Here is a 24,382-nt window from a genome sequence, read left to right as displayed (position 1 = left end):
GAGAAGCCCGTTTAAGGTCGGTTTTCGCAGATGCTTAGGTAGGGGCAGCGCCGGCATAGCCAGCCTTTTTTTGCGCCTCTGTATCCTGAGGAAAACAGCGGAGCCATCTTGTGCACAGCAGTGCTCTGGGGAGCTTTGGAGGGGGTGTCTCTTTTGATCTTCTCGCTGATCAGCGAATGCACCGTGCCAGATTTTGCCTTCAACGTGGTCATTGCCAGCATCAGAGGGCGGAAGTGGCGCGAAGTTGTTTCTACGCCGGCATGCGTGCGTAACCAGTGAAGCTCAATGCCCTGTGGTGTGTTCGCCTGGAGCATCCACGGCAGCTGTATACGAACGCCATGTATGTCCGCATGCAGTCCTTCTACGATCGTACTACCGGTGTCGTGAATGATCTGCAGGCCCTTGTTGCAAGCTTTGACCGCATCCGAGTAAAGCGCCTGATCAAGTGCGAATTCCGGAAGGTCATGGTTTTCCCATGCATTGTTAAACGCCACCTGCGCTGACATGCCTTTGAGAGTGGATTGAAGTGCTTCCATGACGGCCCAGCGAGCCCGGATGGATATGTCGATGTCCTGCTCGGCGGTGAGGTCGAGCTCATACCGGTAGTGGTAATGCAGCGGACAACTCAAGTAGGACTCAAATGCACTGTAATCGATGGCCAGAGGAGTTGTTGCGGTTGCACTGCTTGCAAAGGCAGGCATGACGGTCGCAGGAGGGGTTAAGCCTGTGCGGCGGTCAAGTAAAGCATTTGCAGTGGCGAGAGCGTGAGGTCGATCCCGAGAGTTCGTCTCATAGAGAAAAAGCTGGTCGCGAGCACGGGACAGGGCAACGTATAGCAGATTGTTGCGCTCTACAGCCTCTTCGAACTGATGCTCTGCCAGTGTGCTGTTAAGCACTTCGGGCGGGATCAGTTGCGTCGAGCGTGGATCGTGATCCCAGGGTATCTCTTTCCCGTAGGCTGATTTGTTAACGTCCGTGACGTGGACGGCGTCAAACTCAAGCCCTTTACTCCCATGAACCGTCATCAGCGTGATGGCATTGAGTGCGCGAGCTTCAGGAGGCGCACTGCGGTCAGCCAATTTCTCGTTGATTCGGCGGCGTAAGTCTTCGCGCACCAGGAACGCGGATAACCTGGCTTCCTTGGCGCTGCCTTCACTATTGCGTACGGCATACACGAATAACCATATCGCAAGGCGCTCGGTGTGAGCGCGGATGCTCGTATCGGCGGGATTGGGTAGCCCGTAGCGACGATCAAGCAGTACGGTGCAGACAAACTCCCAAGGATTGGTGTGTCGATTAAATCCGGCCAAGAGCGCGGCCAATGTCGCACTAGCCGCTTCACCCGCTGCAGATAGACCTAGACCGGGAACGCCAAGCCATTTTCCTCGTTGCAGCGTGACCCCGGTACCCGGTGAGGTACAGGTCATGAGTTGCTGCATATCCGGCATGGACATTGCCAATGCTGGCTCTTGAAGCAGGCCAATCAGTGATCGAGGCTGTCGGGTGCACAACAACTGCATCAGGCAGACAAGCCGCTTGATCTCGGGGCGCTGGTAGACATCACCTATATACAGGCAAGGAATCCCGTTGGCTGACAGGTGCTCTGCGGCGCTTTCAATATCTGCTGTGCTGCGACTGATGACGACTTGATCTCGGTAATCCACACCATTTTTCGCGAGGTAATCCACCACTGCCGTAAGTGTATGGGCCTGGCTTTCCGGAGAGTCGCATTCGAACAGGGTTGGCCTGATGTTGATAGAGGGGCGATGAGGCGTCACTGGTTGCAATGGCAATCTAGCCTCCAGTGAGTGGACGCGTCCCGTATGGCTGAAGAGATTAAGGATCTCTGGGGTGCTGCGTCGGTTTACATCGAGGTGGTAGGTAGCTACTGAAGCTGTCGGCGCGCCGCGCCTGAAGGCAGAGTCAAACTTCATCAAACTCTGGATCGACGCCCCCCGCCAGTGGTGGATGGCTTGGCGAATGTCCCCGACCACCCACACCGAGTTGGCGCTCACTGCGAGCTCACGCACAAACTCCACCATGACGTGCGTGACGTCCTGGTACTCGTCGACCAGAATGTGCTCGAAATGGCTGATGTACTGGCTTACAGCTGTGCGGTCTTTTCGAGCCTGTAGCGTTGGCAGAGCCACCAGATCTGTGTAGTCGACACAGTGCTTGGCGCGCAGCGCAGCCTCGTAGGCTTCATAAACTGCTGCGATATCTGCTTGCTGTTGCACCACATCTGGAGCGGGCGTAGGCAGGCCGGCGAGGCGTGCCCTGTACTCATCTACGGATACCAGCTCTTCCTTCAGTCGGTCGATGTAGTCCAGCACTTTTGGCAGCCATTCATAAGGGTCTTGAAGGCGCACGTAGTACTGGAGCTTGATCGAGGGAAGCAATTTGGTCATCAGCCTCACTTTCGCCAATTTATCCACCATGGCGATGTCAGCGTGAAGCCCAAACAAGTCGTGGTATTTGCGGAGGAATTCCAAACCGAACGAATGGAAGGTGCCTGCCCACACGTCTGCAGCGTCAGGAATCGCTGAGGCGCGCATTCGCTCCACTAGCTCATTAGCGGCTTTGTTAGTAAAGGTAAGCACCAAAATCTTACTGGGGCTCACACCCTCCTTGATCAGGTGTTTAATCCGATGAACAAGCGTTGTTGTTTTGCCGGTGCCAGGGCCTGCGACAACGTTCACAAATCTCTCTTTTGCATGCGCTGCATCGCTCTGAGCAGCCGTCATGTTAGGGAGGGCAGGCGTAGGAAGTAGAGCTAGCTCTGGGAGCAGGAGCGCGTCGAACAGCTGCAGCCTGACTACCTCCAAGGGTACTTTGAGAAACGAAGCAATCTTCCTAGCATTCAATCCGCTAGCCCACAGGGCTCGGGCTGCTGTGCGCGGCAACAAAAGCTCTCGGGCGAATACGTTGGCCTGGAGTTCCTGACGTTCCCGCGCGCCGTATGCTTCGACGGTGAGAACCGCAGGCGTACCCTGCGGGGATGTCATAGAGGAGAGGTTTGCCACCGACATAGCAGGCTTTTCAGCATCCAGGAACCAGTGACCCAGTTCATGGGCTATCAGGTAAGCGGTCTCAGGCCATGATTTGTCGTTGCGAACGTAGGCAGTGAACTTTTCCCGAATCAGTACGCCATCTGCACCGGCCAAGGTGAAGTGGTCATGCGGCAAAAACTGGATTGCAACATCGTATTCATCTTCGATCGACGAGAAATCCAATAGCTGTTTGCTAGTGAGGTCATCCGACAGGAATTCGCCGGCCAAAACGCTTCTGACTTCGATGGCCTGCTGGCGTGCCCTGTCAAATGGATTCAAGGTCTCAGCTCTCCAAATCTAGTAGGGCCTGCTCTTCATCAGGCGGTAGATTCAATGCTTTCACCGCTTCACTCCATGAATGAGGGCTCGTGGCTAGCTGTGGTTTGCCTTTAGTGGCCTTGAACATCGGCACCGATCGAGATTGGAAATTGCTCGAAAATCCAGCTACCAGCAGCTCAATTGGTACCTCAACGTGCGTAGATATCGCGCCTATCACAACAGGGGGCGCGATTGTCTCCCCTTGTAGCACCTGACGCATAAGGTCTTGGTGCGCGCCGAGACCAGCACGTTCGGTCAACTCTCGTGCCCGCTTGGGGCGCTGCCAGGACTTAATTGCTGCCAATACCTCATCCAACTCTGAGGATGAATAGTCGAGCAAGGCGGAAGGTTGGCCAGGACTGAATGGCGCAGACGCATTGCTGGTGGGTTTGGAAGTGGCGGCAGTCGCGGCAAGGGCCAACCCTTCGTGTTGCAGCGATTCGGCTAGCAAAAAGGAGGCAATCTGTGATGCGGACTTTTCAAATTCTTTTGCCGTCATCCGTACCCATTTGGCCAACGGGCGATCCAGCCGTAGTGACCACTGTTCGCTTTCGCCCTCATACGACTTTGCAACTTGTTCGTAGGTGCGAAGCAGGCTGGAGGGGTTCTTGGTCTCCATTGCGCACTCGAATCGTTCCAATCCCTGCTGAAGCAAATCACGAGCAAATTCTGCCTTGGCGACACCGCGCCCCTCAGCCAACAGCGTCAAGGCCGTATGGAACGACCTTTTAGTTGTTACTCCGATAGTTTCACGGCGGGGCTTTGTGTCCATACGCTTGACCTCATCCTTAGGCTGCATAGGCTTCTCCTGTCTCGCCGGCTGCGTAGCCGGCATCGGGAGTGAGACATCTCTGGCATTTTCATGTTCACAAGGAGTAGGTGGGGCAGGGAGTTGCTCGACTAACTCCTTGAGCAGACTGCGTACTGCGAGCGATGCGTTATGCCCTGTGCCGATCACATTGTGCCCCGACGGCAATCCCACCAAGCACTCCCAATGGTTGGTTTCAGCCTGGACGACCATCTGATCGGCGAGAGTATCTAGCCAATGGGCCCAGTGCTTGAGACAATCGGAGGCTGTAACAGTGTGATTTTTCATGAAATCTCAGGTGAGGGCCGGTCGGGAAGTCCTGGTCGATGGAGCGCGTTACGCGTAACGCTGGATCCATATCAACTTTATATCACTGCGAATGGTAGGGACACAATTGATCAACGCTCATTTTTCCGCAGCCATTCGTACGGTCGTGACTGCATGGCGGAGCTCCGTGGACATCGGCGACGCTCTGAAGCAACTGCGTGATCCGGTCGCTTTGGGGCAGGCATTGGTCGATGAGGTTGTCCATTCGCTTGCGATGCGCGGAATTGTGCATTCAGACCTCATCGCACATGCGTGGGAGACTCCGTGCATCCATCTGGTGGGCGTTTTCGACCCAGACGTTGACGTCGATACCCCTGTGGGATTCCTGCCAGTACCGGATACCGAGGCGACGATCGTGGCGCGCGCTTCGATCATCGTTGCCAATGCCGTCCTTGGCTCCAGCACCATTTCGTATGGTTCTGAAAATGGCGGGGCGCTGTTCGTCAACCTAGTGGTGAAGCCAGGTGAAGGCTATGAGGCGGAGAAGTCTAAAGGCTCCATGAAGGGCCATACCGATGCCGTGTGGCTGCCAGTGCGCGGTGAACAGCATCCCTATGACGTGCGCATTTCTCCTTCGCCAGATTTTGTGTGCCTTGCAGGTCTGCGCAACCCGAATCAAGTACCGACCACCGTCATGCCGCTGCGGAGCGTGTTACGCCATCTGACTAAAGATCAGCTCCACGAGTTGGCTCAGCCGCAATACATCATCGGCCCGCAGTTCACGTTCAAGAAGCGTCTGAAGGAGCTGTTTGGATTTGATCTGTTCGTAGAGGGTTCCCAGCTGCTTTTCTGGGTGGACGATTCGCCATGGATCAGGTACAGCCATAGCTCAACGCAGACTGATACAGAAGAGAGCAAGGATGCAGATGCGGCCATGGACGCATTTGAAGCTGCGTGCAAGGTCTGTGTTGAAGGCTACTCGCTGGCGCCCGGAGACGTCATTTTGGTAAACAATCGGACTTGCCTTCACGGTCGTTCGGAGGTGGGCGAGGAGCATGGAGCGAAGTCCCGTTGGTTGCTGCGTGCGTATGGCCTAGATACGACTGGCCTTGATGCATCGCAGTGGCATGAGGACAGTTCTCACATACTCTGGCCTTGAGAGGGGTAGGGCGTGCCTAACGCGCTGCTCATGCGCAGTGGAGTTCGCTTGCAGCCTGAGTGCGCTGCAATGCTCCAAAAAAACCACCCCGAAGGGTGGTTTTCTTCACAAGCCAGCAGTTATCCACTGCGGCTCAGCGCGATCACTTAGAAGCGTTGATCGGCTTTTCTGGGTACCATGCGTCGAGCAGTGGGCTGACTTCAACCTTGGTCACTTCGCTACGGCCTTTGAGCCATGCTTCGACGGTTGCGCGTTGCTCTTCGGTAACCGAGCCGCGTTCTGCCTTGCAGACCAGGCCGAAATCGTCGCCGCCGACGTAGTCCAGGCCATTGGCATCCATTGCTTCGCTCAGGAAGGCATCGAGGAAGGCATCGACAGCCTCGTCATCCAGGTCTTCCTTGAAGGCCAGGTTCAGCTCGAAGCCCAATTCCTGAAACTCGTCCACACAAAGCTTTTTGCGCAGACGACGGGAGCGGTTAGTGGCCATCAAAAAATCCTCTGAGTAATTACGGCGCGCAGTCTATCAGCTTATAAGTCCAAATGCCTGTCCTGTCTGGTCGACCTATGAATCTGGGCTGCGAAGGCGAGCCAAGCCAAGGCGCGTTTGATGGCTCTTTGTCATTGAGGCCATGAGCACGGTTTTGGGTAGGCTCAATGGACGATGATTTACCCCTCTATATCCTTGGCGCTTCTGAGGGATGGTCGGTGGTTTGCCGTGCCCTGTCGGGCTGGCTGTCGTGAACCAAGCCAGGCCATGAATGGCCGGTCTTGGCCCTTTGGGCTTCCATCCTGCACGGCTGCGCGCTCCGCTTGCTCAGCCCGGTCAGCTCAGGCAGCTTGACGATGGCAGCATGAACGGAGCAGCAGAGTCGGGGGTCTATCCTTTCGTTAGAGTATTAAACTGACCGCACGTAGAGCAGTGCTCGACAGGTTCTTCATCACCTTGCGTCATGGCGGAGTAGAGCTCAGGGTAATGATGCTCAGCCGCTACCATTTCTTTCGCCACTGCAGAGGAAGTCTCCGCGTGGCAGCGTGTGTGGACTTGATCTGCGACTTGAGCGTCGCATCAGTGACGGTCTGATCATCGCTGATTTGCACGCTGGGGATCACAGGGGCGCTGTCGAGCCTTCAAGGAGCTCCTGCCCCTATCGAATCTGCTTGCTTGTCGCTTGGCACGCTTCCAATCTGCGGTAAGAAGCTCTCTGGTTGTTGAGGAATATCCACAGCCGTCCTTGGGGGGGGTTAGTCGCAATTTTACAAGATACCCCCACAAGAATGATCTGTGCGCTTGGCAATACGATCCTTCACTTCTGCAGCGTGGAGTCTTCTTTTTCGCTAATAACAATAGCGCCATCAATGAGATACACATCAATCTGATCTGTGTTGGCCAAGCGGGAAAGAAAGTCAAAGCTCTCTAGTTTTGCATCTAGAAGCTGATGGAGCCTATCCTCAATGTTGGAAATGGTTTTTAGCTGCTGAGAATATGCCCGGTTCAAATCATAGGGTGTCCAGTTGCCTATGTCCGCATCGCAGTTTTGGTTCAGCTGTTGAATAAGATTTGCAAGCTCATCGCCGCCGTTTCTATGCGCATTTATTCGCTCTTCAAAAATCTTACGAATTGGCTCTATTACTCGGATAGCCGACTGCTTGCTACGTTCGATGTTGCTCGGAGAGTAATTACCGCTGAGAACTATCTGGCAAATTTTCCCCGCAACAAATCGCTCATAAGCGGCGAAGACGTTGTGGTGCGTCATGTTTCGCATGAAATCAGCCGGTACATAGGTGGATTTAGACCAGTTCGGCCCTTGTACCTCCACCAAAATTCCATCATAGGTGCAATACGGTACACTTTTAGCGCGGCTCTCACCCGCCAGTTCCTCCCGCAGAACGACCACAAGCTCCAAGCATTCATCGGTAGTGCTAACCATGCGCGCCAGGTTCAATCGCGTCATGTTTTGATCCATTTCTGGAATGCCCTCAAAGCAGTCCAAGATGACTTCCGATATTCTTTCAAGCCTTGCATGATCGCCAATGATCTGGCGATTTCGAATATCTATACAGATGTCTGAGATGTAAGCAAGGCGATGCTGAATTGCTCCGAACATGCCCATCATCAGTAACATCGGCAGCAGATTGGAGGCAGTCGGCACTTCGACGAGCTCTAGCCCTGCGACGGCTTTAATCCGGCCTTTGTGTACGACACTAGTTGTTTTTAGCCCGGATAGTTCGCCGGAGCCAATGGTCATAAGGCTCTGGGGAGATCCTTGCTTGAACACCACGCGATAGAAGTGTTCACCAGCAAAGCCTCCAGTGTTGCTGAGAAAGTGGCGATTCACCTGTGCAGCCCATGGCGCATTAGAGTAATAAACGGGGTTTTTGATAAGGCCTTTAAGGTGGGGAGATTTCTCGAAAAGGATTTGTATGCTCTTTTCCCAGTCTTTTAGCTTTCTTTCTTCCATGAATAGCTCCTTCAGCATGTCGTCTTGATGATATTGGAAAAGGTCATGTAGAGATATAGTCGAGCACGGTGGCCAATGTGCCCAGTTCTGTCCCAAATTTTGATCGGGTGAGACAATCACGCACCAGGCGGCCTGACGAGAATCAGCGACTCGTCATCCTGCTCATAAACCTCGGGTATGGCCTCCTCTCCAGGAAACTCCATCGCGACCAAGGCCTTGGCTTGGAGGAACGCTCTATGGATGGAATGGCCAAAACCGATCGCTGAGTAGAACTGCGCGGCGAAGAATCGAGCGGGGAGATCTCCCACGTCGCGGTTCATGCCAATCGCTGCCGGTATGTGGCGGATGCATGCTTCGGCTTGGTTGAACGAGTGGCAGGTGTTGAAGAAGACGAGCTTCAGGGATTCTGAACCAATCGCCATGGCGCTCACGATGCCTTCCAGAGGCACGTGCTTCGCGTTCCCTTGGTCATCCTGGAGAACCAGCATGTCAGCAGTCGTGCCGTGGCCACTGAAATGGACGATGGTCGGTTGAAGTTCGTTCATGGCCTGGAATACGTCCATCGGCCTGACTGCCCAGCGGGTGTGGAACTCAAGCACATCCCGATGCTCGGAAGCCCTAATCTTTTCGCCAATCAAACGAGCTTCCTCATCCAGCAGAAGTCGGTTGCTCTTGTCACTACCGGGGTCTGCGGCGAAGAAAACGACCGTGATTTTTTCGGGCAAGGCTTTCAGCTTCTCGATCTCCCGGGCGGTCTGATCGTGCAGCTCTTCGTGCCGGGATAGCCCATCATTGATCTGCCGCATACGTTGCTCCTGCGCAGCGTCCGAGCGTCGCAGTTCACGCTTGAGCGCCTCGGCCAACCGCTGCTCGCTTTGCGTGAGCCGTTTCTGGGCTTCGAATATTTTCTTCTCCAGTTGGCTGACTTCAGATAGCGCTTTGGTCTGTTCGCTGTCGTAGCGCATCGCATCACGCAGCTTCGACTTCATCGTAGAAGAAGATGAGGTCTTGGCCGCAGCTGCGCTAGCGTCGGCGCTTTTCTTGCCGGCGGTAGCCGCTGCCTTGACCTTCTTTACTTTGTCGCCTTGAAGCCTTGCAATGGTGCGTTGATGCTGCGCCACCTGACTGCGATAGAGACTGGTGCTCACCGATCGGATCCTTTCTGTGGGTGCAGGGTGCCCGGCAGGGCTCCTGAAACGGTATCATATAGCCACCCCTGTATGTGCAGACGTCAAAACAGCTGTTACAGCTTGAAGTCTGCAAGTACACAAGTATGCCAGTAGCTTCCGGATGGCCTAATGGACGAAACCATTTCCTACCTGAAAGACAGGTTCAAGGATGAGCAGGAACGCTTCAATCACGTAGAGAACAAGAGTGCTCGTTTTTTTACGGCGGTCTCGATTCTCATCGCTGGCCTCAGCGCAATCGCAGGCCTCAAGAACGGCGTCATCTTTCAGCTGGGTTCACCCCTGGCCGTACTGATCTTCATCGCCTTCATAGCGGCTGCGTTCGCCATCGCCTGTGCATGGGGGCACGCGCTCAGCGCGCTTCGCATCAAGGATTATCCTAATCTGCCGTCCTCCCGTCTGACCGGCGAGTATCTGATTGCGGTAGACGAAGAGGCGCAGAAGAAGCACATCTACAATTGCTACATCGATACGCTTGAGTCGCTGAAGGTCACCGTAGCTGAAAAAACCAAGCCACTGGATCTGGCGTACCAGGAAACCATAATCGGAGCGGGCGCCTTCGCAGCGCTCGCTCTTCTAGTCACCTTAAGGGAGCTATTTGCGTGACCGACAACCAGAAGCCAAGCAATAACGAGCAAACGCGGGTTCCGCCACCGCCACCCACCACTGAGTATCAACGACGCTCCGAAGAGCCTCCGCTCAATCGTCAAGCCCCTGCAGATCGGCGTCGCTGAGATAGCTCTGCAGCCAAGCAAGCGCGGTATGTAGATGTTTTGATCGCTCTCCGAGCATTAGAGAGCGGTCGCTTGTCTGTGTGGCGAGGTTTATTGTAGTGGTCTAATGATTCCGGACACCCATTTAGGCGAAAATGCTCGCCATAGAGAGGTGTCTGATGACCAAGCAACGTCGTACCTTTACCCCAGAATTCAAGCGCGAAGCTGCCAGCCTGGTGCTCGACCAAGGCTATAGCCATATCGATGCCGCCCGTTCACTTGGGCTGGTGGAGTCGGCCCTGCGTCGATGGGTCAACCAGCTCCAGCAAGAGCGAGGCGGTGTCACTCCGACCAGCAAGGCGCTGACGCCCGAGCAGCAAAAAATCCAGGAATTAGAAGCCCGAATCAATCGGCTGGAACGGGAAAAATCGATCTTAAAAAAGGCCACCGCGCTCTTGATGGCCGAGGAGCACGAGCGTTCGCGTTAATTGATCAACTTCGTTCTGAAGAGCCTGTTGATCTGTTGTGCTCGGTATTTGAAGTCACCCGGTCTTGCTATTACGCGCACTGCCGCAAGCGCCGATCTCCGGACGTTGAGCGATTGGTTTTACGCAGCCGAGTGAACGAGCTGTTCACTCAAAGCCGCAGCGCGGCGGGCAGCCGAAGCATCATGCTCATGATGCGCGCGGACGGCATAGAGATTGGGCGATTCAAGGTGCGCAAGCTGATGAGCGAAATGAAATTGATCAGCAAGCAACCTGGCTCACATGCCTATAAAAAGGCGACGGTGGAGCGGCCGGATATCCCGAACGTGTTGGATCGAGAGTTCACCGTGTCGGCGCCGAATGAGGTCTGGTGCGGTGACATCACGTATGTCTGGGCTCAAGGTCGCTGGCACTATTTGGCGGCTGTGATCGATCTCTTCGCCCGTCGCGTGGTGGGCTGGGCGTTTTCATCGAAGCCTGACGCTGACCTGGTTATCAAGGCTTTGGATATGGCCTATGAGCAGCGTGGTCGGCCTCAAAACGTTCTGTTTCACAGCGACCAAGGAAGCCAGTACGGCAGCCGAGGCTTCCGTCAGCGACTGTGGCGCTATCGCTTCAACCAGAGCATGAGTCGACGTGGAAACTGCCACGACAATGCACCGATGGAACGGTTGTTTCGCAGCCTGAAAACGGAATGGATACCGACCGTGGGCTACATGAGCGCTTCGTTAGCACAGCAGGATATCGGCCGGTTTTTGATGCAGCGCTACAACTGGCAACGGCCACATCAATTTAACAGCGGGCTGGCGCCTGCTGTGGCCGAGGAAAAACTTAACGCAGTGTCCGGGATTAGTTGACCACTACACCTTCCGAACTCCAGCTTTAAGGACGATGGCGTCCGCGCATTTTTGAGCGGACGCGATCGTCCTTACTGCCAGGGTCGAGTCATAGCCGAAGACGTTGTTACCGGCTGAATCACCGAACTAGTCAGTGTGCTTCAAATGGAGCGCGATCACTTTCGTGCCATGCGATGGCCGATCACTCCCGTACGAGCATTAGGCGGGAAAAGCCCGGTTGATACAGATTTCAAAGCGGCCTAGGATCTGCTCGCGTGGGTGGGTCATGGCTTTTGCGTAGCCAGGCGCGCTCCGTATCTGGCAGATTCTGTGCGACTGGCTGTCCTAGTCACCATTGACCTGCAGGGCCTGCGACAGCGCCTCCAGCGTATCGCGCAACGCCTGATCCACCTCGTTCATTGCCCTTAGCACCTGCCGTTTGCGTCGCCTGAGCACAGGTTCTGGCGCAGCGTCCTCGCACGCCGCTTCCAGCCGTTCGCAGGCCAGCATCAGCGCCTCGGACTGCACCATGCGCGCCACCCCCAGCACCTTGTGTGCAGCGTCCCTGAGTATTGCCGGCGAGCCGCGAGTATCGGCGTCGAGCAGCTGCTGACGGTCGATCGGGGCGCAACTGAGCAACTGTTCGAGCAGGCGGCGCAGTTCGCCTGGGTCGTTGCCGATGATCGGCCCCAGCCCCATCAGGTCGATCAGGGGCATGTCACCACGGGCGCGGCCTGCCGACAGGGGAGCGTCGTTCAGGCGCTGGCTGAGTTCATGCAGGGTGATGGGTTTGAGCAGGCAGTCGTTCATGCCCGCGGCGTGGCAGCGATCACGCACTTCAGGTTGGGTATTGGCGGTGTAGGCCAGGATGGTGCAGGGCGCGCGCCCGAGTATGCGCTCTTCCTCGCGTACGGCCTGGGCCAACTGGTAGCCGTCCATCTGCGGCATGTTGCAGTCCACGATCAACACGTCGAAAGGCTCCAGGCGCCATGCCTGCAGCGCACTCAGGCCGCTGTCGGCATTGGTGTGCTGCACGCCGAGAAAGTCCAGCTGCTGGCCCATCAGCAGCAGGTTGGCCGGGTGGTCGTCGACCACCAGCACCTTCACCGCCGGCGCCGGCAAGGTCGGCTGGGGCACGGGGTCGGCGAGCTTCTCGCAGGCTGCCAGCCCCGTCAGCGGCATGCTGATCTTCACCTCGGTCCCGGTGCTCGGTTCGCTGTGCAGCGTCAGCTGGCCGCCCATCATGGCGCACAGGCTGCGGCTGATGACCAGGCCCAGGCCGGTGCCGCTGCGTGCCAGCGGGCTGTCGGGGGCGACCTGGGCGAAGGGCTGGAACAGGTACTGCTGGTCGGTCGCGCTGATGCCGATACCGCTGTCGCTGACCGAGAGCAGCAGTTGCAGGGTATCGGGCCCGGCCCCCGGTTGCAGGGCCAGGTCCACGCGTACCTGGCCCTGGTCGGTGAACTTGATCGCGTTGCTGACCAGGTTCGAGAGGATCTGCTTGAAGCGCAGCGGGTCGAGCAGCACGTCGCGGCAGGCGCTCTCGTCGATGACCAGGCTCAGGCTGAGGTCCTTCTGCCGGGCCAGGGCCTCGAACACCCGACCCACCGACTCCACCAGCTCACCCAGGTTGACGCGCTGGGGGCTCAGGCTCATGTGGCCGGACTCGATACGCGCGATGTCGAGGATATCGCCGATCAGCGACAGCAGGTCCCTGGCCGAGCTGTAGGCCACCTCGATGGCGGGACGGTCGAGGTGCCCGGCATCGGCGCGCTTGAGTGCCAGCTCGAGCATGCCGATCACCGCGTTCATGGGGGTACGGATCTCGTGGCTCATGGTGGCCAGGAACTTGCTTTTTGCGCGGTTGGCGTTATCGGCCTGCTCCTTGGCCTGGCGCAGTTCCTGGATCAGCTGGCGGCGGTCGCTGATGTCCAGCCAGCCGCCGATGATGCCCTGTACCTCGCCCAGCGAGTCGCGGTACGGCAGTACCCAGTGGTAGATGGTCAGCTCGCGGTTCTTCAGCATCATGGGGCGGTCGACGATCAATGGCAGGCCTTCGTTCATCACCTGCTGGTAGTCCGCCTGAAACTGACTGGCATTGTCGGCATCGGTGAGCGGCGCATCGTGGATGGACTTGCCCAGTACCTCTTCGGCGCGCGCCTCAACGGCCTGCAGGTAGCTGTCGTTGCAGCTCTTGAGCAGGCCTTGGCGGTCACGCACGTAGATCGGGTGCGGCGTGCCGTTGACCAGCGCCCGCATGAACTCGAGCTGGTCGCCCAGGGCGCGCTCGATCTGCTCGCGCTTCTTGATCTGGCGACGCATCCAGCCGTTCCAGGCCAGCGACAGGATCAGCAGCAGGCCAGTGCCCAGCACCAGTTGAATGATGAAGCGCTGGTGGCTTTGCCAGTAGGAGCTGGGTTCGCCGCTGAAATCGCGCCAGCGGCCATTGATTGCGCCCAGCTCCTGGGGCGGGATGGTAAGCAGGGCCTTGTCGAGGATAGAGGTCAGTTCGTCGGCGCCCTGGGCGGTGGCCATGGAGTAGGTCGCCGGCTCGTCGCCGATGTTGGCGCGGATGATCAGCTGCTTTTGGGTGGTGAGCCTGAAATTGGCATTGATCAGCGCGGTGACCATGCCGTCGACCTGGTGACGCGACAGCAGTTCGGCGGAGGCTGCGGGGCTTTCCGTTTCAACCAGCTCGATGCCGCCATGGCGAATGCGCAGCCCGTCGTTGAGCGTACTGCCGCGGGTCACGGCCAGGCGCTTGCCATACAGCTGGCGCAGCGAGGCAGGTTCGTCCTCGCCCTTGCGCGTGACCAGCACGTAGGCGTTCTCCAGGTAGGGCCGGCTGATGTTCAGGGTGGCTTCGCGCTGTGTGCTGGGCGTGATGGTGGCGATGACGTCGGCGCGACCCTGGTGCAACTGGTCGATCATGTCGCTGATGCCGGCGCTGCGATGGATCTCGAAGCGCAGGCCGGTGCGCAGACGGATCAGCTCGAGCAGGTCGGCAACGATACCTCGCAGGTTGTTGGCACTGTCGTAGAACGACAGCGGCGCGGCGTTTTCGTCCACCACCACGCGCACCACCGGGTGTGCCGCCAGCCAGCGTTGTTCGCGTGGGGAAAGTTGCAGCTTGCGATCAGTCAGCAGCATGCCGTCGCCGATGCTCCAGCGCTGGAAGATACTGGTGCGCATGGCGCTGGTGACCGCGTCCAGGGTGGTATTGACAAGCTCGAGCAGCAGCGGGTTGTCGGCGCGCAGGGCGAAGCTGAAGCCCACAGGCTCGTGTTTGCCGAAGTTCACCATCTTGAGGTTTTTCAGGTAGCCCTGGTTGATCTGGTAATAGGTCGACAAGGCGTCCCCCAGGAACACGTCGGCCTGTTCGAAGGCCACCGCGTTGAGGGCATTGTGGTAGGAGCTGTAGGTCTGCACCGTGGCGTTGGGGTAGGTGGCGCGAACCTCGCTCAATGGCAGGTAATGGGCAACCACGCTCAGGCGCAGCCCCTTGAGGCCGTTGTCCAGTGCCCGGGTTTCATTTTCGCGGGTGACCAGCACCGGCAGGTCTTCGGCATAGGGGCGCGACAGGGCCACCTCGGGGAGGGCGGCATCGTAGCCATTGGCACTTCCCAGCAGGTCGATGTGCCCGTCTATCAGGGCTTGCAGGGCCTTGTCGCGGTTGGCGAAGCGCTTGACCCGAATGGGCCGGTTCAAGGTATTGCCGATCAGGCCGGCGTAGTCGGCGGTCAGGCCCTCGTAATCGCGGCCACTGGCGGTGATGTCGAACGGCGCGTAGTCCGGTGCCGAAGTGCCCAGTACCAGCACGTCATGCTTGTCGAGCCAGTCGGCCTGGGCCGGTGTGGGGGTTACAGCCATGGCCGCCAGGCCGCTGCGGCTGAGCAGCTCGTAGCTGCGCTCGCCGGGTTCGTTGGCGCAGAGCGAAGGGGCGAGACAGGCCCCGGCGAACAGCAGGCAGAACAACAGAAGACGTTTGGCCATGCTCGCACTCATACCAGCGCGTTGCGTTTGGCCATCTCGATCAGTTCCACCAGCGAGTTGGCCTTGAGTTTCTGCATCAGGCGTTTTTTATAGGTGCTCACGGTTTTATTGCTGAGAAACATGCCGGACGCAATTTCCTTGTTGCTCTTGCCCTGGGCAAACAGTTGCAGAACCATCAGTTCGCGATCATTGACGGTCTTGAACAGTTCCATCTCGCTGTCGCCGCTGTCCTGATGGCGAAGTGGGTTTATTGCCTGGCTGGGGAAATAGTTGTAACCGGAAAGTACCGCCTTGATGGCACTGAGCAACTCGCTGAGGTCCTCCTGCTTGCATACATAACCGCAGGCGCCCGACAACATGCAGCGTGTTGCAAACAGTACGGGTGATTGCGCAGTCAGCACCAGAACCTTCATCGGCACGGCCATGCTGTTGAAGCGTGACAGCACTTCCAGGCCGTCCAGCTTGGGGATGCCGATGTCGAGGATGATCAGGTCGGGCACGGTTTCGCGGGTCATCTGCATGGCGTCCACGCCATTGTCGGATTCGCCGGTGACCCGATAACCCTCGTTCTCCAGCAACATGCGTACAGCCAGGCGAATGACCGGATGATCGTCGACAATAAATACGGAGTGCATAATCACCTTCCAGGTAGGGGCCATAAAGAAGCCGCACCATAGCCCAGTTGGAAGGCGTGCACGTAAATAGAGTTGCGCTCAAACTTAATATGGGAAAATTCCTACAATAAGTTGGGCGCAAGGCTACAAATAGTTGATTTTCAAGCACGCCATATCGTTTTGCGCACTAATCAATACGGCTGCAATCGCCTACGTTACATACGTGGAAGTTGCAGCGTATTGATCGGGTCAACTGCATCAGATCGGGCTTGAACGCCCGGTCATTTCGCGGGCCATTTCGCTGGCATAGCTGTCGGTCATGCCGGCAATGAAGTCGATCATGCGCAGGAAGGCGCTGTGCAATGTGCTGTTGGGGTCGGGCGCATTGTTGCCCAGCAGGTCAAGGATGCGCCGGTGCTTGAACGAGGGCGTGCGTCCGCCGTGCTGTTCCAGCGCTGCGCCGCAAAATGCATTGAGCAGAATCTCCAGCGTGGTGTAGGCACCGATTTCATGCAGTGTCTTGCGCTTGTCCTGGAAGATCTTCTTGCGCGCCATGTCCTTGGCCTGCAGCACACAGCGCTTGGCCGGGCCGTGCATGTGCTCGACCAGGTCGCCGTGCAGGGTGCCGGCCAGCAAGGCTTGCTGCTGCTCGACGAATGCCCGTGCGGCGGCGTTGGTCAGATGCTCGATCGCCTTGCCGCGCAGGATCGCCAGCTTGCGCCGGCGCGAATCCCCGGGGCCCAGCTGGCGGTAGGTTTGCGGCAGGTCGTCACCCACCAGCCCCAGCAGCAGCGCTTCTACCTCGGCGTAGTCGAGCAGCTCCATTTCCAGGCCGTCTTCCAGGTCGATCAGCGCATAGCAGATATCGTCGGCGGCCTCCATCAGGTACACCAGCGGGTGCCGGGCCCAGCGTTGCGGCTCGAGTTGCGGCATGCCCAGTTTGCGTGCGATCTGCTCCAGCAGCGGCAGCTCGCTCTGGTAGCAGCCAAACTTGTGCTTCTTGTAGCCCAGGGCATCGGCGTGGCGGGCGCTCCAGGGGTACTTGAGGTAGGTGCCCAGGGTGGCGTAGGTGAGGCGCGTGCCGCCATCGAACTGGTGATACTCCAGTTGGGTCAACACGCGAAAGCCCTGGGCATTGCCTTCGAAATTGAGGAAGTCGCCCCGTTCGGCATCGCTCATCGCATCCAGCCAGCCGCGTCCGGCGGCCTGCTGGAACCAGTGCCGGATTGCGTCCTCGCCGGAGTGGCCGAACGGCGGGTTGCCGATATCGTGGGCCAGGCAGGCAGACTGCACCACCATACCCAGGTCGCTGGGCGCGCACCAGTCCGGCAGGCTGTCGCGCAGTGTCTCGCCCACCCGCATGCCCAGCGAGCGGCCCACGCAACTGACCTCCAGCGAGTGGGTCAGACGCGTGTGGATGTGATCGTTGCTGGTGACCGGGTGTACCTGGGTCTTGCGCCCCAGGCGGCGAAAGGCACCCGAGAAGATGATCCGGTCGTGGTCCTTGTGGAAGGGGCTGCGCCCGAGTTCTTCGGGGCTGTGCAGGGTTTTGCCGAGGCGTTCGCGGGTAAGCAGTGTGTGCCAGTCCAAGGCCGGTTCTCCAGTGCGGGGCAGGCCCCTAGCTTCCCGTGTCCCGGACGTGGCCGCAACCCTCAGAGGCCATCGGCATCCAGGTCGATCAGCAGCAGGCGGCGCCCGTCGTCGAAGAACTGGCCGGCGGTCATGCAGTACTGGTTGGTGGTGGCGTCGCGGTAGGTGCTGGACAGAATCAACCGGCGCTCATCCCAGCCCTCGGCCAGCAGGTGATAAAAGTAGGGCCGCCATGACCAGTTGTGGCCCTGGTAGCCGTTGTTCACGTGCCAGTGCTGGCCGTGCCATTCCAGATTGGGGGTGAGTTGGGTGCCGTGCCGGTCACACAGAAAAAACCGCAGCACCCAAGGGTAGGCGTGCAGGTTCGGCAACTGTTCGACCGAGGCCTGGGCCTGCGCCCAGGCCTGCAGCCGGGGCATCAGTTCGGCCAGTTGCTGGCGGCGCTGCATCAGCCGTGCGCGCTCGTCCAGCTTGCCCTGCACGTAGCGCTCGCGCAGGTGGCCGAAGCGGGTGACGAATGCATCGCTGGCGAAAAAATGGGCCTGGGCCTGGGCGAACAGGTGGCCCTGCAGATAACGCGCGCCACATTCCAGGGCGAAGTCAAGCTCGGCCTCGTTCTCGACGCCTTCGGCAATGATCCAGCACCCGGTCTTCTCGGCCATCTGGGCCAGGGCCTTGACCACTTCGCTGCTGGGCCCGCCGCGGGCGGCGGCCTGGAACAGGCGCATGTCGAGCTTGAGAATGTCTGGCTGCAGCGCCAGCACCCGGTCCAGCTGCGAGTAGCCGGCGCCGAAATCATCGATGGCGATGCGCGCGCCGGCCTGGCGATAGCGCGTGACCACTTCGGCCAGGCGCTGCAGGTCGCCGCCCTGTTCGGTGATCTCGAAGACCACCCGGCGTGGATCGATGCCGTGCTGACGTACCTGCATCAGGCTGGGCAAGGGCTCGTCGGCAGCCAGCTCGCTGATCCAGCGGGGCGAGATGTTCAGGCTCAGAAACCAGTCGCCCGGTGCCTGGCTGAAGGTTGCCAGGGCCTGGCCACGCAGCGTGCGATCGAGGGTGCGCAGGGCTGCGGTGGGCATTTGCGGGTCAATGAACAGCGGGCCGACCGAGCGCACCTGGCCGTCGGCCTGAACCAGTCGGCCAAGGGCTTCGATACCGGCGATGCGGCCAGTGGCCGTATCGATGAAGGGTTGATAGCAGGCGAGCGGGTGCCCGTCGTACACGGCGGCTCCTTGTTTTTACGAGACGGCTGGCCGGATGCTCAGCACGGCAAGCCTGCGGCCCGCCGCCTCGTATTGCAAGAATGCAGCCAGTTTGCGTTCAGCGCCTTGACTGCATGAACAGGCGTATCAGCGGCGTCAGGCTGCTGCCCACACCGGCCAGCCGTGTCAGGCTGCCGTTGCGTGCGCCCTTGCCGGTCAGAAAGCCCAGCAGCACCACGGCGCCGATACCCCAGAGGGGTGCGTGCTTGATGCCCAGGCCGCCCTGCAGCCCGCCTTGCAGGGAGTCGCCCACCCCGCGCAGGCGTGTCAGCGGCTTGAGCAGTTGCCCGGATTCGTGGCGGATTTCCTGGCGACGCATTTCCAGGCGAAGGCGTACCAGGGCCTTGCGCAGTTCGCGGCGGTCGGTGGTTTGCGGCAATTCAGGCAGGCTCATGGCAACAGGCGCTCCCGGTCCTTGGCAAGTTCTTCGAGGGTGGCATGGAACGGCGAGGACTCGTCGAACACCGCTGCCTTGAGGCGCAGCCCGCAGAATACCGCCGCCAGGCTGTAGAACACGCACAGGCCGATGATGCCGGCCAGGCGATAACTGTCCCAAAGCAGAATCAGCAGCAGCGCCGACAAGGCCGTCAGCAACAGCAGGGCGAACACCAGGGCCAGCCCGGCGAACAGCAGCAGGCTCAGGGTGCGCGCCTTCTGTTCCTGCAGTTCGATGCCGAACAGTTCGACGTGGCCGTGCAGCAGACCAAGGATGGCGGCGCCAAGGCGCCGTGAAGACGAGCCGGTGGTTTCGGTTTCCATACCCCGTACCTCAGCGACGACTGGCCAGCAGGCCGATCAGAAAGCCCACGCCAGCGGCGATGCCGACGGATTGCCAGGGGTTCGACTGCACGTAGTCCTCCGTGGCGCTGAGTGCAGCCTGGCTGCGTTCACGTACCGAGTCCTGGGTCTGCTTGAGGGTCTCGCGGGCACGCGACACGCTTTCCTCGATCTGCCTGCGCAACTCGTCGGCCTGATCGCCGGCCAGGGTCGCGGAGTGCTCCAGCAGTTTTTCGGCATCCTGTACCAGGATTTCGAAGTCTGCCTGAAGGATATCTTTTGCAGTTTTGCGGGCCATGGGTCTCTCCGTGTCAAGTGGGCGTCTGGCATTTCGAGTGCCGAGCGCTGCGTAAGGTTCAGTGCAATCGGCAGTGGTACAGCATTTGCCTTGCCTTGGTGCAGCAGGCCGGGCGGCCGCGCCAGATCAGGGCGCGAAACGACGGCCGGTCGATAAACCATAACCCAATCCACGACAAACCCCGGAAAAAACTCCACGTCAGCGCTGCATTCGCGCCCCCGGCCCCCCCCATGGCGGGCCAGGGTAGTGCGCACGGCAGCCGCTAGCGCCCGGTCAGCAGTCGGGCCTGGCAGGCATCGATGGCGTTGGAGGGGCCGCTCAGCAGCACCGCGTCACCGGCATGCAGGCAGGTATCGGTGGCCAGGGCCACTTCCTCGCCATCGCGCTGCACGGCCTGTACTTCCACCCCGAGCAGGTCCAGGCCCAGCTCGGTCAGCGGGCGACCGCAGGCATAGGCATCGGCGCCCAGGTTGACCGCATGCAGCATGACCTTGGGCAGGCCTTCGCTGTCGACCGGGCTGGTCTGCGCCCCCTGGTAGAACCCGTGCAGCAGGCGATAGCGGCTCTGGCGCACCTCGTCGATACGCTGCTGTACACGCTCCTGGGGTACGCCGAGCATCACCAGGGCATGGGAGGCGAGCATCAGGCTGGACTCCAGCAACTCCGGCACCACCGCCGTGGCACCTGCGGCGCGCAGTTCGTCGCGCAGGCTGTCGTCGCGGGTGCGCACCAGGATCGGCACCTGGGTGTTGAAGTGACGGGCGGCCTTGAGCACGCTCATGGCGACATCGGTCTTGTCCACCGCGATCACCAGCAGCCGGGCACGCTCCAGGCCGATGGCCGCCAGCAGTTCGCCGCGCCGCGAGTCGCCGTAGTGCACGCGCTGCTCGCCGGCGGCGGCCTCCTGCACCCTGACCGGGTCGTCGTCCAGGGCAATGAAGGCCAGCTGTTCGCGCCGCAGGAAGCGCCCGATGGACTGGCCTACCCGGCCATAACCACAGATAAGCACGTGCCCGCTGAGCGAGGCGCTTTGTGCCTGGATCTCTTCGAGTTGCACCTCCTGGTTGGGTTTACGATGCAGGCGGGCGGCCAGCGCCGGAGCGCCGCGCAGCATCAGCGGGGTGACCAGCATCGAACAGAAGGTGGCGGCCAGCAGCAGGTGCCCGAGGTCTTCGGGCAGCAGGCGGGTCTGTTGCATCTGCGCCATCAGTGCGAAGCAGAACTCGCCGCCCTGGGCCAGGGCCACGCCACTGCGCCAGGCGGTTTCGCTGTCGCTGCCGCGCAGCTTGACCAGCACCGCCACCACCACGCCCTTGATGGCCAGCAGGGCCAGGGTCAGGCCGAGGATTTCCAGGCCGTGGCTGGCAAACAGTTGCAGGTCGATGAGCATGCCGATACTGACAAAGAACAGCCCCAGCAGGATGTCGCGGAAGGGGCGGATATCGGCTTCGATCTGGTGGCGATAGTTGCTTTCACCCAGCAGCATCCCGGCGAGGAACGCCCCCAGTGCCGGAGACAGGCCCAGCAGGTGGGTAAGCCAGGCGGTCAGCAGCACGATCACCAGTGCCAGCAGCACGAACAGCTCGGCCGAGTGCGAGCGGGCCACCTCGTGGAACAGGCGCGGCAGCAGCCAGCGGTTGGCCAGCAGCAGGCCGATGAACAGGATCACGGTCTTGCCCAGGGTCAGCGGCAGCGCCCAGTACCAGGCCTGGCCGCCCTGGCCGGCGAACACCGGCACCAGGGTCAGCAGCAGTACCGCAATCACGTCCTGGAACAGCAGCACGCCAATGGCGTTCTGGCCGTGGCTGCTGAAGATTTCGCCGAGGCTGGTGAGCTCCTTGCTGACGATGGCGGTGGACGACAGCGCCAGGCCGCCGCCCAGCAGCAGGGCAGCCCCGGCCGGCATGCCAAGCAGCCCCAGCAGGCCGGCCAGCAGCAGCGCCGAGCAGATCACCTGCAGGCTGCCCAGGCCGAAGACCACGCGGCGCAGGGCGAGCATCTTGCTCAGGGAGAATTCAAGGCCCAGGGAAAACAGCAGGAACACCACGCCCATTTCGGCGAGGTCGGGCAGTTCTTCGCTTTCATTGACCCAGTCCAGGGCGGTGGGGCCGACGAACAGGCCGACGCACAGGTAGCCCAGCACGGGGGGCAGTTGCAGGCGCCGGAAAATGGCGATGACCACCAGTGACGAGGCCAGGATGATCAGCAGGTTGGCAAACACTCAATACACTCCATTGCAATGCCGACGGGCGCGAAAAAATTTGTCAGTCTACAGCGCTCGAGGCCACGCAGGCTGACCCAGATCAGTCGTTGGTGTCTCGACCCGCCAGGTGTACGGGCCTAGAATACGGGTCCGCTTTTCACGTTTCACGGTACTTCCCATGCTTCCTGAAACTCAACTACTCGGCACCCTGGGCTGTCATCTGTGCGAGGTGGCCGAGGCCATTCTGATGCCGCTTGTCGAGCACGGGCTGCTGGTCGAGCTGGTCGATATTGCCGATGATCCGGCCGATGTCGAGCGCTACGGCCTGCTGATTCCGGTGCTGCGTCGCTGTGACTCCGGTGCCGAGCTGCTCTGGCCGTTCGATACCGAGCAGGTGGTCGCGTTTCTGAGCTGAGCGTCGCCAGCGGGGTGTTCACATGCCGATGCACAATCTGTGATGCAACGGCGCAGGTGCTGTTGGAGAATCGCCAGCGCAGCATACACCCGTGACGAAGTCTCATCCGCCAAGGAGTGGCGAACCATGCACCTGAGTCCGCATTTCACACTGGAAGAACTGACCGCTTCCGAAACTGCCCGGCGTGAAGGCCTGACCAACCAGCCCGGCCCCGATGCCCTGGCCAACCTGCGCCGTCTGAGCCAGACCCTGGAACAGGTACGCAGCCTGCTCGGGCAGCCCATCCGCGTCAACAGTGCCTACCGCAGCAACGAGCTCAACCGCCGTGTCGGCGGGGTGAGCGGCAGTGCGCATACCCTCGGGCTGGCAGCCGATATCAGCGTGGCGGCGCTTTCACCCCTGGTGGTGGCGCAACGTATCCTGGACAGCGGTCTGGCGTTCGACCAGCTCATTCTGGAGTTCGACCGCTGGGTTCACCTGGCCATCGCCGAAGGGGCAGGGCGCAAGCAGGTGCTGACGGTGCGCGAGGGTACCGGCTACCTGCCGGGGTTGCAGTGAGCACTGTTCATTCATACACTGTATGCAAATACAGTAATCGGGTGAGCGCTTGCGCCAGAGGGGCCGGACGATGGTCAACGTCGAACAATTGAAATACAGCGTCAACCGCATGGCTGTGGAACAGGTGCGCGAGGCCGTGCTCGAATTGCGCCTCGATGGCCTGGTCACCGAGGGCAAGACCCCTTTCAGCAAGATCCACTTCAATACCTGCTTTGCCGAGATAGAGGCATTGTTCCAGCGCGCCGGTTACCACCGGGCGCTGGATGTGGTCGGTTATCAGGGCCTGATGTATGCGTTGTACGATCCGGGCCGCTGGGAGGCGGTGGATGTGCTGCGCTGGCTCAAGGAGTTTACCGAGGCTGCGGCAACCCGGGCTGGCTGAGCCGGCAGGCATGCCGGATAATGGACGGCCCCCAACTGGCGAGCATGTCCATGAGTGTCCCTTTCGATCCGGCCCAGCACCAGGCCAGCACTGTCTGCCTGCCACCGGGCAGTTGGGCCACCGTGCTCGACTGCCTGTGCGACCACTTCAAGGCGATCAGCCGTGAACAATGGCTCGATCGCATCGCCCGTGGGCGGGTGCTGGATGCCCAGGGCGCGCCGATTGACGTGGGCCTTGCCTACAAGCCAGGCCTGCGTATCCACTATTTTCGCGAAGTACCCAACGAAAAGCCGATCCCGGTGCAGGAGCATATCCTGCACGTCGACGAGCACCTGGTGGTGGCCGACAAACCGCACTTTCTGCCGGTGACGCCCACTGGCGAATATGTCGAACACACGTTGCTGCGCCGTTTGATTCGCCGGCTCGACAACCCGCACCTGGTGCCATTGCACCGCATCGACCGGCACACGGCGGGCCTGGTGCTGTTCTCGGCCAACCCGCAAAGCCGTTCGGCCTATCAGCAGCTGTTTCCCACCCGACAGATCGACAAGCACTACCAGGCCATTGCCCGCGCCTTGCCGCAGCTGGAGTTCCCGCGGGTGCACAAGAGCCGACTGGTCAATGGCGAGCCGTTCTTTCGCATGCAGGAGGTGCCCGGCGTCAGCAACAGCGAAACCATTGCCCGGGTTCTGGAAAAAAACGGCGAGTGGTGGCGCTACGGCCTGTCACCGGTCACCGGCAAGACCCACCAGTTGCGGGTGCACATGACGGCGCTGGGGGCGAGTATCTGCAATGATCCGTTCTACCCGCAGATCGTGCAGGGCCCCGATGACTACGCAAGGCCACTCAAGCTGCTGGCCCACAACCTGCGCTTCAACGACCCGCTCGATGGGCAGGAGCGCTATTTCGAAAGCCGGCTGACACTGGACTGGTAGACCGCTGTGGGCGCACAACCAGAGGTTGTGCGCCCCCGGGGCAACCGTTGAAGCGCACCCCCAGGGGATA

At 59.9% G+C, this 24,382-nt stretch carries 20 protein-coding genes; 7 read left to right on the top strand and 13 right to left on the bottom strand.

Annotation, left to right across the window (positions count from 1 at the left end; all coding sequences use genetic code 11):
- Positions 1 to 11 precede the first annotated feature (11 nt).
- Together QMX96_RS20195 and QMX96_RS20190 are read right to left on the bottom strand one after the other, a co-directional pair.
- Positions 12 to 3,329: an ATP-dependent helicase gene (locus QMX96_RS20195; RefSeq protein ID WP_282362290.1), complete on the bottom strand. Its 3,318-nt coding sequence runs from the start codon at positions 3,327 to 3,329 to the stop codon at positions 12 to 14.
- Positions 3,330 to 3,333: 4 nt separating this feature from the next.
- Positions 3,334 to 4,167 (bottom strand): hypothetical protein, encoded by an 834-nt coding sequence (locus QMX96_RS20190; protein WP_281892241.1) that lies wholly within the window; start codon positions 4,165 to 4,167, stop codon positions 3,334 to 3,336.
- A 463-nt stretch (positions 4,168 to 4,630) separates the two neighbouring features.
- Here QMX96_RS20190 and QMX96_RS20185 point away from each other — a divergent pair, with 463 nt between their 5' ends.
- Positions 4,631 to 5,602 carry a TauD/TfdA family dioxygenase gene (locus QMX96_RS20185; RefSeq protein WP_282362289.1) on the top strand — a complete coding sequence of 324 codons (972 nt, stop codon included), beginning with the start codon at positions 4,631 to 4,633 and terminating at the stop codon, positions 5,600 to 5,602.
- Positions 5,603 to 5,744: 142 nt separating this feature from the next.
- Here QMX96_RS20185 and QMX96_RS20180 read toward each other — a convergent pair whose 3' ends face one another.
- The 3 genes from QMX96_RS20180 to QMX96_RS20170 form a co-directional block, all read right to left on the bottom strand.
- Positions 5,745 to 6,089: a YggL family protein gene (locus tag QMX96_RS20180; protein ID WP_282362288.1), complete on the bottom strand. Its 345-nt coding sequence runs from the start codon at positions 6,087 to 6,089 to the stop codon at positions 5,745 to 5,747.
- Positions 6,090 to 6,906: 817 nt separating this feature from the next.
- Positions 6,907 to 8,061 carry a hypothetical protein gene (locus QMX96_RS20175; protein WP_282362287.1) on the bottom strand — a complete coding sequence of 385 codons (1,155 nt, stop codon included), beginning with the start codon at positions 8,059 to 8,061 and terminating at the stop codon, positions 6,907 to 6,909.
- Between the two features lie 116 nt (positions 8,062 to 8,177).
- Positions 8,178 to 9,209, bottom strand: coding sequence for a hypothetical protein (locus QMX96_RS20170; RefSeq protein WP_282362286.1), 1,032 nt, complete (start codon positions 9,207 to 9,209; stop codon positions 8,178 to 8,180).
- 150 nt (positions 9,210 to 9,359) lie between these two features.
- On the opposite strand from QMX96_RS20170, the gene QMX96_RS20165 reads away from it, so the two are divergent.
- A complete protein-coding gene (locus QMX96_RS20165) occupies positions 9,360 to 9,854 on the top strand; it encodes a hypothetical protein (protein ID WP_282362285.1) in 495 nt (164 codons plus the stop codon).
- A 286-nt stretch (positions 9,855 to 10,140) separates the two neighbouring features.
- A protein-coding gene (locus tag QMX96_RS20160; RefSeq protein ID WP_153002432.1) for an IS3 family transposase occupies positions 10,141 to 11,303 on the top strand; the annotation gives its coding sequence in 2 pieces (ribosomal slippage) (positions 10,141 to 10,393 and positions 10,393 to 11,303; 1,164 coding nt in all).
- A 324-nt stretch (positions 11,304 to 11,627) separates the two neighbouring features.
- Here QMX96_RS20160 and QMX96_RS20155 read toward each other — a convergent pair.
- The 8 genes from QMX96_RS20155 to QMX96_RS20120 all read right to left on the bottom strand — a co-directional run bounded on the left by QMX96_RS20155 (position 11,628) and on the right by QMX96_RS20120 (position 22,040).
- Positions 11,628 to 15,275 carry a transporter substrate-binding domain-containing protein gene (locus QMX96_RS20155; protein WP_282362284.1) on the bottom strand — a complete coding sequence of 1,216 codons (3,648 nt, stop codon included), beginning with the start codon at positions 15,273 to 15,275 and terminating at the stop codon, positions 11,628 to 11,630.
- Positions 15,276 to 15,283: 8 nt separating this feature from the next.
- Complete coding sequence (locus tag QMX96_RS20150) at positions 15,284 to 15,910, bottom strand: response regulator transcription factor (protein WP_043864602.1); 627 nt, start codon at positions 15,908 to 15,910, stop codon at positions 15,284 to 15,286.
- Between the two features lie 237 nt (positions 15,911 to 16,147).
- Positions 16,148 to 17,479 (bottom strand): deoxyguanosinetriphosphate triphosphohydrolase, encoded by a 1,332-nt coding sequence (locus tag QMX96_RS20145; RefSeq protein WP_054916205.1) that lies wholly within the window; start codon positions 17,477 to 17,479, stop codon positions 16,148 to 16,150.
- 62 nt (positions 17,480 to 17,541) lie between these two features.
- Positions 17,542 to 18,705, bottom strand: coding sequence for an EAL domain-containing protein (locus tag QMX96_RS20140; protein ID WP_282362283.1), 1,164 nt, complete (start codon positions 18,703 to 18,705; stop codon positions 17,542 to 17,544).
- A 97-nt stretch (positions 18,706 to 18,802) separates the two neighbouring features.
- Positions 18,803 to 19,138: a hypothetical protein gene (locus tag QMX96_RS20135; RefSeq protein ID WP_043864599.1), complete on the bottom strand. Its 336-nt coding sequence runs from the start codon at positions 19,136 to 19,138 to the stop codon at positions 18,803 to 18,805.
- Positions 19,135 to 19,503 carry a phage holin family protein gene (locus QMX96_RS20130; protein WP_043864598.1) on the bottom strand — a complete coding sequence of 123 codons (369 nt, stop codon included), beginning with the start codon at positions 19,501 to 19,503 and terminating at the stop codon, positions 19,135 to 19,137. Before QMX96_RS20130 ends, QMX96_RS20135 begins: the two co-directional genes overlap by 4 nt.
- A gap of 10 nt (positions 19,504 to 19,513) precedes the next feature.
- The gene (locus QMX96_RS20125) at positions 19,514 to 19,819 is read right to left on the bottom strand and encodes a YqjD family protein (RefSeq protein ID WP_043864597.1); all 306 of its coding nucleotides are present in this window, start codon (positions 19,817 to 19,819) and stop codon (positions 19,514 to 19,516) included.
- Positions 19,820 to 20,081: 262 nt separating this feature from the next.
- Positions 20,082 to 22,040, bottom strand: coding sequence for a monovalent cation:proton antiporter family protein (locus tag QMX96_RS20120; RefSeq protein ID WP_043864596.1), 1,959 nt, complete (start codon positions 22,038 to 22,040; stop codon positions 20,082 to 20,084).
- A gap of 160 nt (positions 22,041 to 22,200) precedes the next feature.
- Between QMX96_RS20120 and QMX96_RS20115 the strand changes: the two genes are divergently transcribed.
- The 4 genes from QMX96_RS20115 (at position 22,201) to QMX96_RS20100 (ending at position 24,312) form a co-directional block, all read left to right on the top strand.
- A complete protein-coding gene (locus QMX96_RS20115) occupies positions 22,201 to 22,437 on the top strand; it encodes a glutaredoxin family protein (RefSeq protein WP_043864595.1) in 237 nt (78 codons plus the stop codon).
- A gap of 126 nt (positions 22,438 to 22,563) precedes the next feature.
- Positions 22,564 to 22,995 (top strand): D-Ala-D-Ala carboxypeptidase family metallohydrolase, encoded by a 432-nt coding sequence (locus QMX96_RS20110; RefSeq protein WP_196932513.1) that lies wholly within the window; start codon positions 22,564 to 22,566, stop codon positions 22,993 to 22,995.
- A gap of 70 nt (positions 22,996 to 23,065) precedes the next feature.
- Positions 23,066 to 23,377, top strand: a complete 312-nt coding sequence (locus tag QMX96_RS20105; protein ID WP_043864594.1) for a hypothetical protein — start codon at positions 23,066 to 23,068, stop codon at positions 23,375 to 23,377.
- 50 nt (positions 23,378 to 23,427) lie between these two features.
- A complete protein-coding gene (locus QMX96_RS20100) occupies positions 23,428 to 24,312 on the top strand; it encodes a pseudouridine synthase (RefSeq protein ID WP_043864664.1) in 885 nt (294 codons plus the stop codon).
- Positions 24,313 to 24,382: the final 70 nt, after the last annotated feature.

The organism is Pseudomonas sp. PS01300, from assembly GCF_029960155.1.
In the GTDB taxonomy this organism is placed as follows: domain Bacteria; phylum Pseudomonadota; class Gammaproteobacteria; order Pseudomonadales; family Pseudomonadaceae; genus Aquipseudomonas; species Aquipseudomonas palmensis.
This window is presented reverse-complemented; position numbering and strand designations above follow the sequence as displayed.

Coding starts and splice junctions, on each gene's coding strand:
- QMX96_RS20115 (WP_043864595.1), top strand. CDS start 22,201: ATGCTTCCTGAAACTCAACTACTCGGCACCCTGGGCTGTCATCTGTGC.
- QMX96_RS20150 (WP_043864602.1), bottom strand. CDS start 15,910: ATGCACTCCGTATTTATTGTCGACGATCATCCGGTCATTCGCCTGGCT.
- QMX96_RS20110 (WP_196932513.1), top strand. CDS start 22,564: ATGCACCTGAGTCCGCATTTCACACTGGAAGAACTGACCGCTTCCGAA.
- QMX96_RS20130 (WP_043864598.1), bottom strand. CDS start 19,503: ATGGAAACCGAAACCACCGGCTCGTCTTCACGGCGCCTTGGCGCCGCC.
- QMX96_RS20190 (WP_281892241.1), bottom strand. CDS start 4,167: ATGCAGCCTAAGGATGAGGTCAAGCGTATGGACACAAAGCCCCGCCGT.
- QMX96_RS20135 (WP_043864599.1), bottom strand. CDS start 19,138: ATGAGCCTGCCTGAATTGCCGCAAACCACCGACCGCCGCGAACTGCGC.
- QMX96_RS20105 (WP_043864594.1), top strand. CDS start 23,066: ATGGTCAACGTCGAACAATTGAAATACAGCGTCAACCGCATGGCTGTG.
- QMX96_RS20180 (WP_282362288.1), bottom strand. CDS start 6,089: ATGGCCACTAACCGCTCCCGTCGTCTGCGCAAAAAGCTTTGTGTGGAC.
- QMX96_RS20175 (WP_282362287.1), bottom strand. CDS start 8,061: ATGGAAGAAAGAAAGCTAAAAGACTGGGAAAAGAGCATACAAATCCTT.
- QMX96_RS20165 (WP_282362285.1), top strand. CDS start 9,360: ATGGACGAAACCATTTCCTACCTGAAAGACAGGTTCAAGGATGAGCAG.
- QMX96_RS20125 (WP_043864597.1), bottom strand. CDS start 19,819: ATGGCCCGCAAAACTGCAAAAGATATCCTTCAGGCAGACTTCGAAATC.
- QMX96_RS20155 (WP_282362284.1), bottom strand. CDS start 15,275: ATGGCCAAACGTCTTCTGTTGTTCTGCCTGCTGTTCGCCGGGGCCTGT.
- QMX96_RS20100 (WP_043864664.1), top strand. CDS start 23,428: ATGAGTGTCCCTTTCGATCCGGCCCAGCACCAGGCCAGCACTGTCTGC.